This is a genomic window from Filifactor alocis ATCC 35896, assembly GCF_000163895.2.
Lineage (GTDB): Bacteria > Bacillota > Clostridia > Peptostreptococcales > Filifactoraceae > Filifactor > Filifactor alocis.
Map to the genome: position 1 here is coordinate 577,540 of NC_016630.1, position 16,676 is coordinate 594,215.

11 protein-coding genes are annotated in these 16,676 nt (G+C 34.5%); 2 read left to right on the forward strand and 9 right to left on the reverse strand.

Annotated features, from left to right (window positions below; all coding sequences use genetic code 11):
- Positions 1–162 precede the first annotated feature (162 nt).
- From HMPREF0389_RS02565 to proC, 5 genes are all read right to left on the reverse strand, one after another.
- Positions 163–2,523 (reverse strand): endonuclease MutS2, encoded by a 2,361-nt coding sequence (locus tag HMPREF0389_RS02565; protein WP_014262169.1) that lies wholly within the window; start codon positions 2,521–2,523, stop codon positions 163–165.
- 5 nt (positions 2,524–2,528) lie between these two features.
- Positions 2,529–4,829, reverse strand: a complete 2,301-nt coding sequence (locus tag HMPREF0389_RS02570) for a U32 family peptidase (RefSeq protein ID WP_014262170.1) — start codon at positions 4,827–4,829, stop codon at positions 2,529–2,531.
- 65 nt (positions 4,830–4,894) lie between these two features.
- Positions 4,895–5,380 (reverse strand): cell division protein ZapA, encoded by a 486-nt coding sequence (gene zapA, locus HMPREF0389_RS08710; RefSeq protein ID WP_014262171.1) that lies wholly within the window; start codon positions 5,378–5,380, stop codon positions 4,895–4,897.
- Positions 5,381–5,471: 91 nt separating this feature from the next.
- Entirely contained in the window at positions 5,472–6,050 is a 579-nt protein-coding gene (locus tag HMPREF0389_RS02580; RefSeq protein ID WP_041250765.1) for a nitroreductase family protein, read from the reverse strand.
- 102 nt (positions 6,051–6,152) lie between these two features.
- Positions 6,153–6,950, reverse strand: coding sequence for a pyrroline-5-carboxylate reductase (gene proC / locus HMPREF0389_RS02585; protein ID WP_014262173.1), 798 nt, complete (start codon positions 6,948–6,950; stop codon positions 6,153–6,155).
- A gap of 253 nt (positions 6,951–7,203) precedes the next feature.
- Between proC and HMPREF0389_RS02590 the strand changes: the two genes are divergently transcribed.
- Both HMPREF0389_RS02590 and HMPREF0389_RS02595 read left to right on the forward strand, forming a co-directional pair.
- Positions 7,204–7,500 carry a glutaredoxin domain-containing protein gene (locus HMPREF0389_RS02590; RefSeq protein WP_014262174.1) on the forward strand — a complete coding sequence of 99 codons (297 nt, stop codon included), beginning with the start codon at positions 7,204–7,206 and terminating at the stop codon, positions 7,498–7,500.
- A 23-nt stretch (positions 7,501–7,523) separates the two neighbouring features.
- Complete coding sequence (locus HMPREF0389_RS02595; RefSeq protein ID WP_014262175.1) at positions 7,524–8,609, forward strand: pyridoxal phosphate-dependent aminotransferase; 1,086 nt, start codon at positions 7,524–7,526, stop codon at positions 8,607–8,609.
- A 346-nt stretch (positions 8,610–8,955) separates the two neighbouring features.
- Here the strand turns inward: HMPREF0389_RS02595 and HMPREF0389_RS02600 are convergent, their stop codons facing one another.
- From HMPREF0389_RS02600 to ispG, 4 genes are all read right to left on the reverse strand, one after another.
- Positions 8,956–10,584 carry a nucleoside kinase gene (locus HMPREF0389_RS02600; protein ID WP_014262176.1) on the reverse strand — a complete coding sequence of 543 codons (1,629 nt, stop codon included), beginning with the start codon at positions 10,582–10,584 and terminating at the stop codon, positions 8,956–8,958.
- Between the two features lie 88 nt (positions 10,585–10,672).
- Positions 10,673–11,224, reverse strand: coding sequence for a signal peptidase I (gene lepB, locus HMPREF0389_RS02605; RefSeq protein WP_014262177.1), 552 nt, complete (start codon positions 11,222–11,224; stop codon positions 10,673–10,675).
- A 50-nt stretch (positions 11,225–11,274) separates the two neighbouring features.
- Positions 11,275–15,498: a PolC-type DNA polymerase III gene (locus tag HMPREF0389_RS02610; protein WP_014262178.1), complete on the reverse strand. Its 4,224-nt coding sequence runs from the start codon at positions 15,496–15,498 to the stop codon at positions 11,275–11,277.
- Positions 15,499–15,626: 128 nt separating this feature from the next.
- The gene (gene ispG / locus HMPREF0389_RS02615; RefSeq protein WP_014262179.1) at positions 15,627–16,676 is read right to left on the reverse strand and encodes a flavodoxin-dependent (E)-4-hydroxy-3-methylbut-2-enyl-diphosphate synthase; all 1,050 of its coding nucleotides are present in this window, start codon (positions 16,674–16,676) and stop codon (positions 15,627–15,629) included.

Sequence of the window (16,676 nt, forward strand, 5' to 3'; positions counted from 1 at the left end):
GTTGATGCCATTATATTTTGTTCTCTTTATTTACCAATCATATACTATATTAATATTTTAAAATAGTGTTTAGTATCAACAATCTCCGGAATTCGAATTTCATATCAGGAAATATTCCAAGCCTTCCAATCGCTTTTTGCTTCCTTCATTCAAATAATCGAATTAAAATTGTACAATTGTAACACCGGGTCCTCCTTCTCCGTACTTACCGGAACGATACGATTTTACCGGTGCATAATGTTTCAAAATCTCTTCCACGCCTTTTTTCAATACAAAAGTTCCCAATCCATGAATGATGGTAACCTGTGATAATCCGGATAATACTACATCATCTAAATATTTTTCCAACTCAATTCGAGCTGTTTCCAAATCTAATCCTCTCAAATCAATTTCCGTTTTAATATTTTTACTCTTATGCTTTAATATTTTTCCCGCACCGGAATATTGACTGTCTTTTTTCGATTTCTTAGGTTTTTGCAATACTTCATATGGCAAATTCATCTTCATTGCACCCAATTGAACAAAAGCTTCTCTTTTCTTATCATCAGATTCCAATACGACACCTTCTTGATGAAAAGTAGATACAAACACTCTATCGCCCTTTTCAATCTGATTTAATGATTTTTCTTTATCTTCCTTAGAGTATAAAATATTTTCTTCGTATGCTAATCCCTTCATCGTGTTTTTTATTTTTTTTCTTGCTTTCTCCAACTCTTTGTTCAAATCTTCTCTGTCAAGCTGCTGCTTTAAGTTCAAAACTTCCTTAATCTGTTCATCTATCTCTTCTTTTGCTTTTTTTACAATCTCTTGTGCCAATTTTTTTCCTTCTTGAATTTCTCTTTCTTTCCTATCATTTATCTTATCTAATTTCATTTGCATTTTTTCTTCAATTAACTGAGCTTCCGCATAGATTCTTTCACTTTCTCGTCTTTCATATTCTATTTTTTTCTTTTCTTCTTCAATTTCTTTCAGCATATCTTCCATTGCAAGTTTATCTGTATGAATCCGACTTTTTGCCATTTCAATCACATGCTGTTGCAAACCTAATCGTTGTGAAATCTCAAATGCATTCGACTTTCCTGGAAGCCCTATCATCAATCTATAAGTAGGAGATAAGGTATCTATATTAAATTCCATTGAGGCATTTTCTACTCCGTCTTCCGTCAGTGCATAATGCTTCAACTCGCTATAATGTGTCGTAGCAATACAAATACAATCACGGCTTTTGATTTCTTCCAAAATGGAAATCGCCAATGCCGCGCCTTCAATCGGATCAGTTCCTGCGCCCAATTCATCAAATAACACCAAGCAATTTTTGGTTGCTGAATTCAAAATACTTACAATGTGAGTCATATGAGAAGAAAAAGTAGATAAACTCTGTTCTATACTTTGCTCATCACCAATGTCTGCAAAGATGTTTTCAAAGATACACATACTGCTTCCGTAATCACAAGGAAGATGCAATCCGCTTTGGTACATCAAAGCAAATAATCCCATTGTTTTTAATGTAACTGTTTTTCCACCCGTATTAGGTCCGGTAATCATCAAAGTTTTATATCCTTTCCCTATCAGAATATCGGATGGTACTACTTTTTTGAAATCGATTAACGGATGTCTCGCCTGTTTTAATCGAATCTCCATCACAAAATTGTACTCTACCGCCTCTGCTTTCATACTAATGGAAAGTTTTCCTTTTGCAAAAATAAAGTCCAACTCTGTTAAATTTGTTTCATTTACTCTGATTTCATCGGCAATCAATGCTGCTCTATCACTGAATTCTTTTAAGATTCTTTGAATTTCCTGATGTTCTTCATTCTTTAAAGTCTGTAGTTTGTTGTTCATTTCAACAATCACCATCGGTTCAACAAACAAAGTTGCTCCTGAAGCAGAGGTATCGTGCACAATTCCGGGAACCTTGTGTTTATTCTCTAATTTGACCGGAACGACAAACCGATCCTGTCTCATTGTAACAATGCCATCCTGCAAATATTGTCCAGATGAAGTAACAATAGAGTCCAATTTTTTACGTATGGATTCTTTCATAGAACTCATACTTCTTCTAATTTGTCTCAATGTACCGCTGGCAGAATCCGACATTTCTTCTTCTGAAATGATTGAAGAAAAAATCTCTTCTTCCAACTCTCTATCTTCTGTCAACTGAATGGTGTATTGTTTTAAGAGAAGACTCTCCTCTTTATTGTCCAAAAATGCCTTCAATTTTCTTGCAGCACGAAGACTGCTTGCCAAATGTAACAATTGCCCCATATCCATTGAAGCGCCTAACTCTGCCCTCTTCAATGCCTCACTCATCGGATAAAAAGCTCCGATTGGCACTTTGCTGCTTTGCAATAATATTCCTTGTGCCTCTGTTGTCTCTTTTTGCCACACCTGTACCTTTTCTACATCACTGGAAATTTCAATTGCCTCTACTCTCTCTTTCCCCAATGTAGAAACGGCTTGTTCTTTCAATTGTTTTATAATTTCATAATATTCCAACACACGAAGTGTTCTTTCTTCTATCATAGCCACTATCCCTCTAAATAATTTTTATAAGACCGAATGATATTCCTAACTTGATCTTCTCCTTCATTCAAAAACTCTATTCTAAAATGTCTAAATCCACTATCATAAAACCGTTTGATATCTTGTTTCAATTCTTTCGGTTCATTTGAAAATATTCTTGTTTTTCCTAATTCATCTTTCCAAATGGGAAATCTCTCTCCTTTTTGAGATACTAATTCGTATTGATCATTGATACTGTATATATCGTTTGTTTTTGTAACATCATATTCCATAATCATCACCATCGGAGTCAAATAGATAGGAATTTCCACCTTATCTTTTTTTGAAAAAGACAAAATGTCTTCCATCTGATGAGAAAAAATCCATTCTAAAGATGGTGTAACTTGCTTTGCATTCAAACAATTTAACGAATATTTGTTGGATAAATTCAATAGATAATCTCCAATTATGTCATATTCCCGATATTTCTCAATTATTCCTAAAGAATTTGTAAGAAATCTTTTTCCGGTATGACTTATTAAATTCTCCACGTAGTTTAAGTTTTTCTCAGTCACTACATCCGGAATAGAATAATAAATTTGCTCCTCATTAAAACAAGATTTTGCATAATCGTACAATTCTACGGTTTCAACATATATTCTTGATATATTTTCTTTTTTTGCTGTCTCCAATTGTTCTTTCGTTCGACACTTACAAGAAAGATAGTAGCTTCTGTTTTCTGTTGCTTCTCCGGAATTCACATTATCAAATTGTTGTTTCGCAATACGATAACATTCCTTCCAATCAAACGGAGTACGATGGTGCCTATTTTGTCTTTCGATTGACAACAAATGAATAGCCTCTCTTCTAAAACGATTCAAATCCGATTTGCTAACAAATACATTTCCCGATATTTTTAGAGAGAAATTCTTTTTTTCTAATTTATATGGAGTATCACCAAGCTTTGAAAGTTGTGTATATGCAAATTCCTCATCTACAGCTTTATTCTTTGCCTCTGCTACAACCATATCGTCCATGTAAGATACCCTGTGATATTCTTCATCTTCTATATTTAAAACCGGTTGTTTCCCAACCTTTAATTCTAGTAACATGGTAACCGGAAAAGAAAATGCTTCTTTTTGATAAGATGATTTTGCACCTTCCATAATCTTTTTGGAATATGTCTTGTAAACTTCATCTCCTGTTTTCAAATTCCCCACATAATCCAACTCAATCTCTTGTCCGCTTTGCGCAGAATTTACTATATTGTTTCCTACTAAGATTCTTCCTACTTTTTCTCCGGTAGAAAGACCATCTCCCACTTCTATATCTTTTTCTAACAAAATCTTTAATCTTTTTCGTTCTCTGTCATTCCTCAATACTTTTCCTATCAAAATCCCTTTGTTTTTAGGAACCAAAGGATTGACAATATTTTTATTTTCATCATTCAACAAAAAGCCTGTTGTATATTCCCTTTGAAAAATATGACGAATCTCATCCTCTCTTTGATCCCTTTCGATTAAAGGAATTTGATTCGCATGTTCTTTCATATCAGAATAGTGTTTCGCTACAGTGGCAACATATTCCGGACGTTTCATTCTTCCTTCAATTTTCCAAGAATCAATTCCTGATTCAATCAACTGTTCTACCTGTGTCAAGGTACTTAAATCTTTTGCACTTAACAAATATCCTGAATCCACACAAGTACCATTTTTTTCCAAACGATATTTCATACGACAATTTTGGCTACATGAACCTCTATTGCCGGAACGATTTGTCATCATTGTACTAAACAAACAATTACCGCTATAACAAATACAGAGTGCTCCATGCACAAAAGTTTCTGATTCCATTCCTGTTTTTTGTTGAATTTCTTTTAATTCTTCCACAGAATTTTCTCTGGCATATACCACTCTTTCAATTCCTAATTTTTTTACATATAGCGTATCTAAGGAATTGATGACCGTCATTTGAGTCGAGCTGTGCAACGGCATATTCGGAAAAATATTTCTCAATAAATGAACCATTCCTATATCTTGAATAATCAATGCGTCTACATCATTTTGATACAGAAAAGACACATATTCTAAGAAATCTGTCACTTCTGAATCCATTACCAAAATATTTGTTGTTACATAAATCTTCACATTTCGCTCATGGGCATAAGCAATTGCCTGTTTCAATTCCTGTTCATCAAAATTACCGGCATAGGCTCTTGCTCCAAAAGTTTTTCCACCTAAATAAATTGCATTAGCTCCGTTTGATACAGCAGCATACAATGATTCCATAGTACCTGCCGGCGCCAAAATTTCTATATTTTTTTTCATTTTACTCCCCTATATGATAAAAAAAGGACTATGGTAGTGCCATTGACCTTTTTTATTCGTATCTATCATTTTGTTTTTTTCTTTAACTCCTCAATTTCAACCTGCAATTGAAACATTCTGGTCTGAAATTGGTTAGATAATTCAATCGCTTCAGTTAATTGTGATTCTTTCTCTCTCATTTCATTTTCAAACTCATATTTTATTTCTTTTACATGACTGTTATCTTCCTGCAATTCTCCCAACTGAACATTTAAATCCTGTATGCAATTCTCCTTTTGGTCCAACAAGCTTTCCAACTTACTTTTATATTCTTCCAACGAATTACATTTTTCTTTTAACTGCTCCAATTCTTCTTTTTGTTTGCACAGTTCATCTGTAATATTGATTGCAGTCAACACAGCACAAGCACTGTAATTAAATTTCGGATTCTTCAACAGCAAATCTTCCATCTCATCATCTACCCTCGATGCAATCTTCAAAAGATATTCCTTTGATTCCTCTCCAACAACAGTATATTCTTGATTTGCAATTTTCACTGTAACTTTATTCATCTCAAAAACCTCCAAAAGTGCCTATTTGTTTCATTTTATCACATTTTTTCATTTTGAACATCTTTTAGATAAAATCTCTGCATAAAATATTCTATTCTAAGTATCTCCCTATCAAGACTTCTTCCAATCTTCTCTTTGGTACATGGTGTGTTCCATCTTTTCCACGATAATACTGAAACTTCCCATCTTTCATATCTTCTAACTGCACTTTTTCTAATGGAACTCCCAATGAAATCACCATCAAGGGAACGATATGATCTTCCAAATGAAAGGCTTCTTGTAATTTCTTTTTATCAAATGAGGCAAACATACAACCGCCATATCCTAATTCTGTAGCCAGCAGCAAAATATTGGTTGCAGCAATTCCATGATCCCACATTGCATCGTTACGAATCTTTGTATCTAACGCTATCACAATGTATGCTGAAGGTCTTTCCCCCTCAATCGGACCATCCCAATCCGATAATGCCGCTGCCCATCTAAGATTTTTAAACATAACATCATTCTTCTCTTTTGTGTTACATACGATATATTTCAGTGCCTGCATATTATTTCCACAGGATGAAATCCTGGCAATATCAATTAATCGTAACAAATCCGAACTGGAAACTTTTTTGTTTTGATAATACTTGCGATAAGCACGATTCTTTTTGATTAACTCTTCTATCATTTTCTTCTCCTCAAACTCTATCATCAGAACAAAGTATCTTTGTATATACAAATAATATATCACAGAACTCTCTAATTGAATTTAATCAAAAAATACCCCGATTTACATCTCTTTAGATTTCTTGATACAAGATGTAACTCCTTCAATCAAAGCATTTCTAAAACCATTTTTTTCCAAGCTGGCAACTGCTTTAATAGTTGTTCCTCCTGGTGAACAAACCATATCTTTCAACTCTCCGGGGTGTGTTTTGGTATCCAATACCATCTTGGCACTTCCCAAAACAGCCTGTGACGCAAAACGATAAGAAACATCTCTCTTCATTCCTGCCATAACAGCGGCATCCGCCATGGCTTCAATCATCATAAATACATATGCCGGTGCACTTCCGCTGATTCCGACAACTACATCCATCAAAGCTTCAGGTACTATTTCAACTTTTCCAAAACTCTTAAAAAGAGGAAGGACTTTTTGAAAATCTTTATCCTGTAAATAATCGTTCTTACAAACTCCGGTCATTCCTTCTCCAACCAGAGCAGGAGTGTTTGGCATCGTTCGGATTAATTTTACATCCTTCTTAAACAATTCTTCCAACCATGCTATCGTTTTTCCGGGCGCCAAAGAAATCAAAATTTGATTTCCATTTATATAAGATTGTATTTCTGAAATCACTTCTCCGTAATACTGAGGTTTCACTGCCAAAAATATCACATCCGAGTGTTCCACAACTTCTTTATTTTGGAATGTTACAGATACTCCAAACTCATTCTTCGCAATCTCTAATGTTTCTTTGTGTAAACCAGAAACCATCACATTTTCTTTATGACAAACTCCATTCGAAATCATTCCGGAAAGCATTGCTTTTGCCATATTTCCAAATCCAATAAATCCTATTTTCATCATGTACCTCTTTTCTATTTCAACACATCTATAAAAATCAACCTTTATTTTCTTATTTTACATGAAATATCACTTGTTTTCAATTTATAAATCAGATGAACCTTTCTTAAGTTTTTTACTATATTGAATCATTTATCTGCTAAATTCTTTACATTAACTGTAATTTGAAATAAAATGTATGTGTTATGTAGCAAATAATACCGTGAGGAATATCTTAACTCACTTCACTAAAATATAAAACGAATAGGAGCTTACTATGAACACAGTCATATTGTACGGAAGTATGAAATGTCCGGATTGTCCACCGACGATTGACTTTTTAAATACAAATAATATCCCGTTTTCCTTTGTAGAAATTTTGGAATCTATGGAAAACTTAAAAATTTTTTTGACAATTCGAGATGAACAAGACGCATTAAAACCTGCAAGAGATGGACACTTCGTCGGAATCCCATGCATCTTCTGGAAAAAAACGGATCAATACTACTTAGATATAGAGCTCTTCTTAGAAGCATATTTTACTAAAGATAGCACATCGAACAAAATACTCTAACCGTCACTTAGGAGGCTATAAATATGAAAAAAAATAAACATGGAGCCAATCTCTTTGAATTAGCTGAAAAATACCATTTCAACGTAAAAGATATTCGTGATTTCAGTTCCAACATCAACCCGTTCGGAGCAAGTAAAAAAGCATTGGACTATGTCAAAGAACACCTTGAAAACGTATCTATTTATCCGGATTCGGAATATATTAAACTCAAACAGGCAATTTCTTCTTACTCGAAAGCTGACACAGCTCATATTATCCTGGGAGAGGGTGCAACAGGACTTATTTCCAAATTCATTCAATTTGTAAATCCGAAACATTCGATGGTTATGATTCCTGCTTACTCAGAATACAAATCTGAATTAAACAAAATTGAAGGAAACACCATCTTTTCATACTCCTTAAAAAAAGAGAATTGTTTTCAAGGAGATACCTCAGAACTTATAAAAAAAACTAATGAAAAACAAGCAGATATTCTTATTTTATGTAATCCAAACAATCCCACAGGAAGTATCTTTTCACAAGATGATATTTCCTATCTTATGGAACATACATCTTGTTATGTGATGATTGACGAAACTTATATTGAATTTACCGATAAAAATAAATACTCCTCTGCACCTTTAACAACAAAGTACAAAAAACTATTTGTCGTACGAGGAACCAGTAAATTCTTTTCCACTCCCGGGATTCGTCTTGGATATGGACTTTGCTCAGATGAAAAAGTATTGGATTTTTTCAAATCACATACTGACCTATGGAATATCAATATCATTGCCACTATGATGGGCGAAAAAATGTTTACGGATACGGATTATATTGCAGAAACTTACCAAAAGATATGCACAGAGCGTAACTATTTGATAACCGAACTGTCTTCATTTGAACAACTGAAAGTATATCCTTCCTACGGTAACTTCATTCTCTGCGAAATTATTTCAGACAAGTTCGATGCTGATTACCTTTACGACAAACTTATTCCTGATGCTTTAGCAATTCGAAACTGTGCAAGTTTCGAAACATTGGATAAGAAATTTTTCCGTATATGCACTTTACTACCGGAAGACAACCAAAAGTTGATTCATTCTTTGAAAAATATCCTTGCACAGTGAAACATCCTTGTTTCAAACAACAAGACTATTGTGATTGATACAAGAAATAAAGCAACTATTTCGTATATATCAAAATATGAATAACCATTAATAATCAATTGTGCTATAAAATATGAGATAGGAAATGCCTATCTCATATTTTTGTATATTCAATATTCATTACCTTCTACATGATTGTCGGAAAACCAAATGCAATCTTGTGCTTTTTTATAAAAAAGTTCTCTTAAATGCAAGCTGCATTTATTCTATCAGATTCCGCTTAACCATTAATTTAATTTCCAAAACTATCTTATACAAGACTACTTTTCCATTGTTATAAATTATTGAATAGAGACAGTGATATCTCCTATACGAGTGTAGAACCACCTATAAACTCTCTTACTAAAGATGTCGGCGGAATATCTATTTCCAATTCCATCTCATCAAAAAACTGTAAAAACTTTTCCAATCTACGAGTTTCACTATATACTTCACTGTTACAATCAATACTCTGCAGCATAGGATATACAAATTTTTTCAAAACTGACAATTCATAGATGAGTGCAGAGTTAAACATAACATCAGCGTTTTCTTGATACGGAAAAATATACTTTTGTTCAGCTTTTTTCAGTTTATCAAATGCTTCAATAACAGCCTGCGGAGTCTTTCCCCGCGTTTGAGTATCTCGTGCCATTCTACGAATCAAACGAAGATCTGATGTGGAAATTTTATTATGGCTGTCCAAATTCATCTGCGTTAATGGACTGACGTAAATTCTAAATTTATTTCCGTCCGGAATTTGGTTGGTCAATTTTGGATTCAACCCGTGAATTCCCTCCAAAATAATGGGCTGTTTTTCTTCCACTTGTATTTTGTTCGTTGGATCAAAATATTTTTTTCCTGTTACAAAATCAAAAGTAGGCAAAACCACTTCTTCACCTGCAATAATTTCTGCCATTTGACGATTGAATAATGTAATATCAACGGCATCCACTGTTTCAAAGTCCGGTTCTCCATGCTCATCTAATGGTGTTTCTTCTCGATCTACAAAATAATTATCCATAGAAATAGTAATCGGAGACAGTCCATTTACTTTTAACTGTAATTCCAAACGATGTGCAAAACTGGTTTTTCCGGAACTGGATGGACCTGCTATCAAAATAATTCTACCTTTTTCCCGGTTGTTCAAAATCATATCTGCAATTTCACAAATTTTCTTTTCGTGTGCCGCTTCTGTAACTCGAACAATCTCTCTGTATTCACCACTTTGAATGGCACAATTCCATTCATGAACATTGCTGATGCCCATTATTTTTCCCCACTCAGATGCGTTTTTATATACTTGAAACAATTTGGGTTGAGGAATAAAGCCGGTAGGTTTATTTGGATTTTTTTCGGACGGTCCTAACAAAACAATTCCATGGTTATACAAATGTAAATAGAACACCTTCAGATATCCTGTAGACGGTACCATATAACCATAATAATAGTCCTGAAGCCATCCACATCGATAAATATGCGTCATACAAGAATCTTTATACCGTAACAATTGACTGTTATTAGATGATAATTTATCCTCTTGCAAACGCTTAATAGCCTCTTCCCTTGTATAAGAAATCCTCTCAATCAAAACATTTTCTTCTACCAGCTGTCTCATTCGTTTTTCAATCAAGCGAACATGAGTACTCTTCAATGTTTCTTTATATTCTATATCAAAATAAATTCCATTTTGCAAAGAATGTTTAACAATTACAATAGCCCCGTCCAATATTTCTCTTGCTGCACGGGTAAACAAAAAAGTCAAAGATGTCATATAGATTCTTCTTCCATCATTATCTGTAATATCTAAAAAAGTAATCTCTGCCTCTTCTTCCACCTCATATGATAGAGGATATAAATTATTATTCACTTTTGCTGCCAACGGCATATTTTCTGTATTTTGATACTGTCGAATTTCCCATAATTGTTCTAATTTCTTTTTTCGTTGAATATTCATATCCTATCTCCCCTATTTTTCAACAAACTCTGTCCTATTCTGCATAAAAAGAATCCTACAGATTTTGAACGGTTGATAAAATCACCTTTTATTCCGGTAAAAAGTCTGTTGTAATTTTGCTAAAAGGAAATAATCGTAATGTCACTTTCCCTATAATATTTTCTTTTGAAATCATTCCTACTCGATCATCCCTACTATCACTACTGTTCAACCGATTGTCCCCCATTACAAAATACTGGTTTTGGGGTACAACGACCATTATATCACGATCAGTTATTCCATCATTGATATAAGGTTCATTCAGTTCCTCTCCATTTCGATAAACCATACCGTCTTTTACTTCGATGATATCTCCGGGTAATCCGATGACGCGCTTTACCAAATCTTTTTTCTTTTTAGAAGATTCTCCGTCTAATGAAAGCTTGGAATGAAATACCACAACATCCAAATATTCTACCGGTTTATTTTTATATGCTAATCGATTCATAATAAGATAATCATTTGGATATAGCGTGGGAACCATTGACTCTCCTTTCACTATCGTAGGTCTTACAAAATGTGTAATAATCAATGCTAACACTCCTGCAATGATGATTACTTTTATCCATTCAAAAATTTCTCTTTTAATTTCTTTACTCATACCAATGCCTCCATATTTTTGTTGTTTTGTATTTATCACATCGAACTCTCTTAAAAAAGAGAAAGTTGGTTCGTTTCAGGCAATCCCTGTAAACAACCATGATTCCTCAAAGTTTCAATTACCGTTTTACTCGCCTTGGTTCGTATCCTAAAATCTTCTAAAGAAATAAATTCTGACTTGCCGGCCTCTTCTTTGATTTTTTCCGCAACCGTGAGTCCCAAGCCCGGAATACTGAGCAACGGTGGTAAGATTTCATTGTCAAGCACATAAAATTTTTTGGAATCCGACTTATAGATATCTACATGATTCATCTTCACACCTCTTTGATGCATCTCATATGCTAATTCCAAAACGGTAATAAATCCCATCTCTTTTGCTGTTAAATTATTTTCTTTTTGTTTTAATTCTTGGTATGCCATCATAACCGCTTCTTTTCCTCTACAAATCAAATCCACATCAAAGTTATCCACCTTTGTGCTGAAACAAGCCGCATAAAATGCTTCTTTGTGATACACCTTAAAGTATGCAATTCTAAATGACATCATCACATAAGCCACCGCATGTGCCTTTGGAAACATATACTTAATTTTTTTACAAGAAGTAATATACCAATTCGGGACTTGATGACTTATCATACATTCTTCCTGTTCTTCTGTAAGTCCTTTTCCTTTACGAACATTCTCCATAATCTTAAAAGACATTTTAGAAGGCAAACCTTCTTGAATCAGATAATTCATAATATCGTCCCTTGTAGAAATAACATCTTTTAAGGTAACGGTGTTACTTCTTACCAAATCTTGAGCATTATTAACCCATACATCCGTTCCATGGGATAAACCGGAAATACGTATTAATTCCGCAAATGTATGAGGATTCGTGTCCATCAACATGTGTTGTACAAATCTTGTTCCAAACTCCGGAATTCCTAATGTCCCCGTCTCACATTGTATCTGAGATAAATCGCAATCAATTGCATCAGTAGAAGTAAATATCGACATAACTCTTTCATCATCCAACGGAATTTCTGTTGCTACAACGTTTGTCATATCTTCTAAGTGTCTAATGATGGAAGGAACATCGTGTCCGAGAATATCCAATTTCAAAATACGGCCACTGATAGAATGATAATCAAAATGTGTTGTAATCACTCCGCATTTTGTATCATTTGCAGGATATTGTACCGGTGTAAAATCATAGATATCTTTGTTCTTAGGACAAACCATGACACCGCCCGGATGCTGTCCGGAAGTTCTTTTAATTCCTGTGCATCCTAACTGTAACCGCTGCTTTTCAGCATTATTTGCAACCAAATTATTCTCTTCCAAATACTTGACAACATATCCATATGCTGTTTTTTCCGCAACTGTTCCAATTGTTCCGGCACGAAACACATAGCCTTCTCCGAATAAATCTTCTACAAACTTATGTGCGTTCGGTTGATATTCTCCGGCAAAGTTCAAATCAATATCAGGTTCTTTATCTCCTTCAAATCCCAAAAATACTTCAAAAGGAATATCAAAGCCGTCTTTTTTCAATTCTCTGCCACAACAAGGACACAGTTTATTCGGCATATCTACTCCTGAACCAAATGCTCCACTCTCCATAAATTCCGAGTACTTGCAATCTTCATTTTCACAAATGTAGTGTGGAGGCAACGGGTTCACCTCTGTAATATCACTCATTGTTGCAGCAAAAGAAGAACCGACTGATCCTCTTGAACCTACCAAATATCCGTCTCTCAAAGATTTCGTCACTAATTTTTGAGCAATGATATACATTACAGCATATCCGTTCCCAATGATAGAACTCAACTCTCTATCCAGTCTCTTTTCAACTATTTCAGGTAGAGGATTCCCATAAATCCGTTTTGCCTTCTCGTAACACATCTCTCTAAGATCTTCTTTTGCACCTTCTATCTCAGGCGGAAATGTCCCCTCGGGAACAGGTAACATCTCTTCAATCAAATCAGCGAAATCATTGGTATTTTTCACAACAATCTCGTAAGCAACCTCTTTCCCCAGATACTCAAACTCATCCAACATTTCTTGTGTTGTCCGATAATAAAGAGCTTGATCTATTCTATCATCTTTTTTCTTTTGTCCGTAACGCAAAATATGACGATAAATTCCATCTTCCGGATTCAAATAATGTACATTTCCAACAGCAACTGTCATAATTCCCGCTTGAGTTGCAGCATCATAAATTCTCTGATTGATTCTTCTCAAATCAGTCTCATTCATATCAAATCTTGCACTGAAAAAACTACGATAGGTGCTAACAGGCATAACTTCCGCAAAATCATAAAATTTTATTTTTTCGTCCACTACGGAAGGATCAACGCCTCGTTCAACTTCTTCTCTTACTCCTCCAAAGATTTCTCCGTTCTCTCCGCCTGTACCAATTAACAATCCTTCTCTATGCTCAACCAATTCACTCTTTAAAATGCGTGGGATACGATAAAAATGCTTGATGTGTGAAAAGGAAATCAGTTTGTATAAGTTCTTTAACCCAACTAAATTCTGAGCAAAAATGGTAATTGATTTATCTCGAATGGTATCAATATTTGTCTTTGTAATTTTTTGATTTACTTCTGCTAATGTCGTAACACCGCACTCCTCTATCATTGTCAAAAATTTCAAAAAGATTTGTGCTGTTGCTTCCGCGTCATCTACCGCTCTATGGTGATTTTCTAAGGAGATTCCCAATTTCTTAGCTACCACATTCAACTTGTGTCTTTTCAAATCTGTCAACAAAGCTCGAGACAATTCCACCGTGTCTATCGCAATTCTATCATAAAGCAAATCCAGTCTTTTGCAATTTTCTTTAATAAATGAAGTATCAAAATCACTGTTATGTGCTACAAAGACACTGTCTTTGCTAAATTCCATAAACCTCGGTAAAACTTCCTCTATTGTATCTTCATTGCACACCATTTCATTTGTAATAGAAGTCAATTCTGTAATATGATAAGGAATTTCTCTTTTCGGATTTACAAATTCACTGAACCTGTCTATAATTTCTCTATTTTTTATTTTAACAGCACCGATTTCGATAATCGCATCATTAATGCTGGAAAAACCTGTTGTTTCAATATCGAATACCACAAACTCCTGATTCAAATCTTTGTCATTAAACTCCTTTAAGATATTGGACATATCATCAACAAGATGACCCTCTACTCCATAAAGTACTTTAATTCCTGTTTTTTTTGCACTTCCCATTGCATCCGGAAATGCTTGAACCACCGCATCATCAGTAATCGCTATTGCTTTATGACCAAATTCCTTTGCCGCTCCCAACAATTCTTTTGCACTCAACAACCCTTCCATAGATGACATTGATGTGTGTGCATGTAACTCTACTCTCTTCCTCTCACAGTTATCGAACCGCTTTTCTTCTTTGCTCGGCATCATGGAAGAAACCATCACAACCAATTCCTGTGCATAGGTATCATAAGTCACATTCCCTAATATTTTTACAAAATCTCCGTCAGATAATTGTAAGTTATCTTCTTTTAAAAATAATTTGCAACTAATGGAATCTGTTTGATCGGTAATATTAAAGAGGTACAAGTATTTTTGATTTTTCATCTGTCTTTTATCAAATGCAAATACCTTTCCTTCCAAAATTATCTTCTCCACCGCCTGGCGAATCGTTTTGAGCGGAACCGCTTCTCCTGAAAAATTTTTCCCGTACATACAAACAGCTTCCATTGTTTTTTGTTCTTTCGGTGCTTCCGCAATCTTTGTTTCCATCGTTTGAATAAATTGTTCCAAATAATCTTCTTGTTGCTTTTGATAATGTTCAATTGCGTATTCCGAACAGTTGCAAATGAATGACACCTCCATTACAATTCCCAATTCTCTCTGTATTTTTTCAGCCAATACCATATCTAACTTGTTATTCTTTAAGTTATTATGTAAAAATGTCTGAGAAACACAACAATATAATTTTTTTTGCTCTGAATCTATCTCAATGGTGACATTGGTTTTCATCCCATTTAATGATGGATATTTTCTAAAGAGGTACTCTTTCACATTTGACTGATAGTTTGTCCAAAATTCTTCATTTTTTATAATATTTGAATATCGTACGGACAAAACAACAACATAACCTTGCAATAACTCTGATAGGTCTTGTTCATACTTCTCTATTTCTGATTCCGTCAAAAAATGCATCAGCTCTAAAAAAAACACTACTGTTCTGCTTTTTTTCAAATATTTTATATGAGTGACATTTAAATGATGTTCTCCAAAAAAAGATTTTACTTCCATTTTTCTCTCTTTTCTTTTTCTTACTTTACTATTTACTCTTCAATAACAACGATACGATTACCGGTCCGCTTTCACTTTGTTGAACGGAACTAATCCTTGTCAACAATATTCATCGACAAGGATATCCGCTACATTTTTTCAATTTCTTTGAGAAGCTCCACCTCGATATCCGCTTCTTTAATCTTCCGAACAACTTCTCCCTTTTTAAATAAAATTGCCTCTCCAATTCCTCCGGCTATCCCAATATCTGCTTCTCTTGCTTCTCCCGGTCCATTTACCGCACAACCCATAATTGCCAATGTGATTGGTTTATGAATATCTTTTACCGCCTTTTCAATTCGTTCCGCCAAAGGTATCAAATCAATCTTGGTTCTTCCGCAGGTAGGACAAGAAATAATCTTAATATCCTTATCATACAAGTCCAAAGATTTCAAAATATCCTTTGCTATAATGACCTCTTCCACAGGATTTGCAGTCAACGATACACGAATGGTATCCCCTATCCCGTTCATCAATAAACTTCCAATTCCAATGGCAGATTTTACAGCTCCGCTTCTCACTCCTCCGGATTCTGTAATTCCTAAATGAAGAGGATAAGAAGAAATTTCAGAAAAACGAGTATATGCCTCTATCGAACGAAAAATATCACTTGCTTTTAGCGATACTACAATATCATAAAAGTCCATCTTTTCTAAAATAGAGATATGCTCCAATGCACTTTGAATCATAGATTCTACTACTGTACGATCTTCTGACAACACCTTCTTATCCAAAGATCCTCCGTTCACTCCTATTCGAATTGGAATCTTCTTCTCTTTTGCCATCTTAATAACAGCTTTTACCTTTTCTTCTCCTCCGATATTTCCGGGATTGATTCTCAAGGCATCAATCCCATTTTTCATCACTTCTAAAGCTAAAATATGATTAAAATGAATATCGGCAACTAAAGGAATATTTACCTTTTTTTTAATTTCTTTTACTGCTATTGCAGCTTCTTGAGTCGGAATCGCCAATCTCACAATTTGACAGCCTTCTCGTTCTAACTCCAATATTTGATTTACTGTCTGAGCAACATCTTCTGTTGGTGTATTTGTCATTGATTGAATCACAATAGGATAATTGCCGCCTACTATAACGCCTCCGACATTAACCGCTCTTGTGTTTTTTCGATTCATCAT

Bases quoted from the DNA above. Each gene is read 5' to 3' on its own strand.
- HMPREF0389_RS02565 (WP_014262169.1), bottom strand. From the start codon at position 2,523: ATGATAGAAGAAAGAACACTTCGTGTGTTGGAATATTATGAAATTATA.
- HMPREF0389_RS02570 (WP_014262170.1), bottom strand. From the start codon at position 4,829: ATGAAAAAAAATATAGAAATTTTGGCGCCGGCAGGTACTATGGAATCA.
- zapA (WP_014262171.1), bottom strand. From the start codon at position 5,380: ATGAATAAAGTTACAGTGAAAATTGCAAATCAAGAATATACTGTTGTT.
- HMPREF0389_RS02580 (WP_041250765.1), bottom strand. From the start codon at position 6,050: ATGATAGAAGAGTTAATCAAAAAGAATCGTGCTTATCGCAAGTATTAT.
- proC (WP_014262173.1), bottom strand. From the start codon at position 6,950: ATGATGAAAATAGGATTTATTGGATTTGGAAATATGGCAAAAGCAATG.
- HMPREF0389_RS02590 (WP_014262174.1), top strand. From the start codon at position 7,204: ATGAACACAGTCATATTGTACGGAAGTATGAAATGTCCGGATTGTCCA.
- HMPREF0389_RS02595 (WP_014262175.1), top strand. From the start codon at position 7,524: ATGAAAAAAAATAAACATGGAGCCAATCTCTTTGAATTAGCTGAAAAA.
- HMPREF0389_RS02600 (WP_014262176.1), bottom strand. From the start codon at position 10,584: ATGAATATTCAACGAAAAAAGAAATTAGAACAATTATGGGAAATTCGA.
- lepB (WP_014262177.1), bottom strand. From the start codon at position 11,224: ATGAGTAAAGAAATTAAAAGAGAAATTTTTGAATGGATAAAAGTAATC.
- HMPREF0389_RS02610 (WP_014262178.1), bottom strand. From the start codon at position 15,498: ATGGAAGTAAAATCTTTTTTTGGAGAACATCATTTAAATGTCACTCAT.
- ispG (WP_014262179.1), bottom strand. From the start codon at position 16,676: ATGATGAATCGAAAAAACACAAGAGCGGTTAATGTCGGAGGCGTTATA.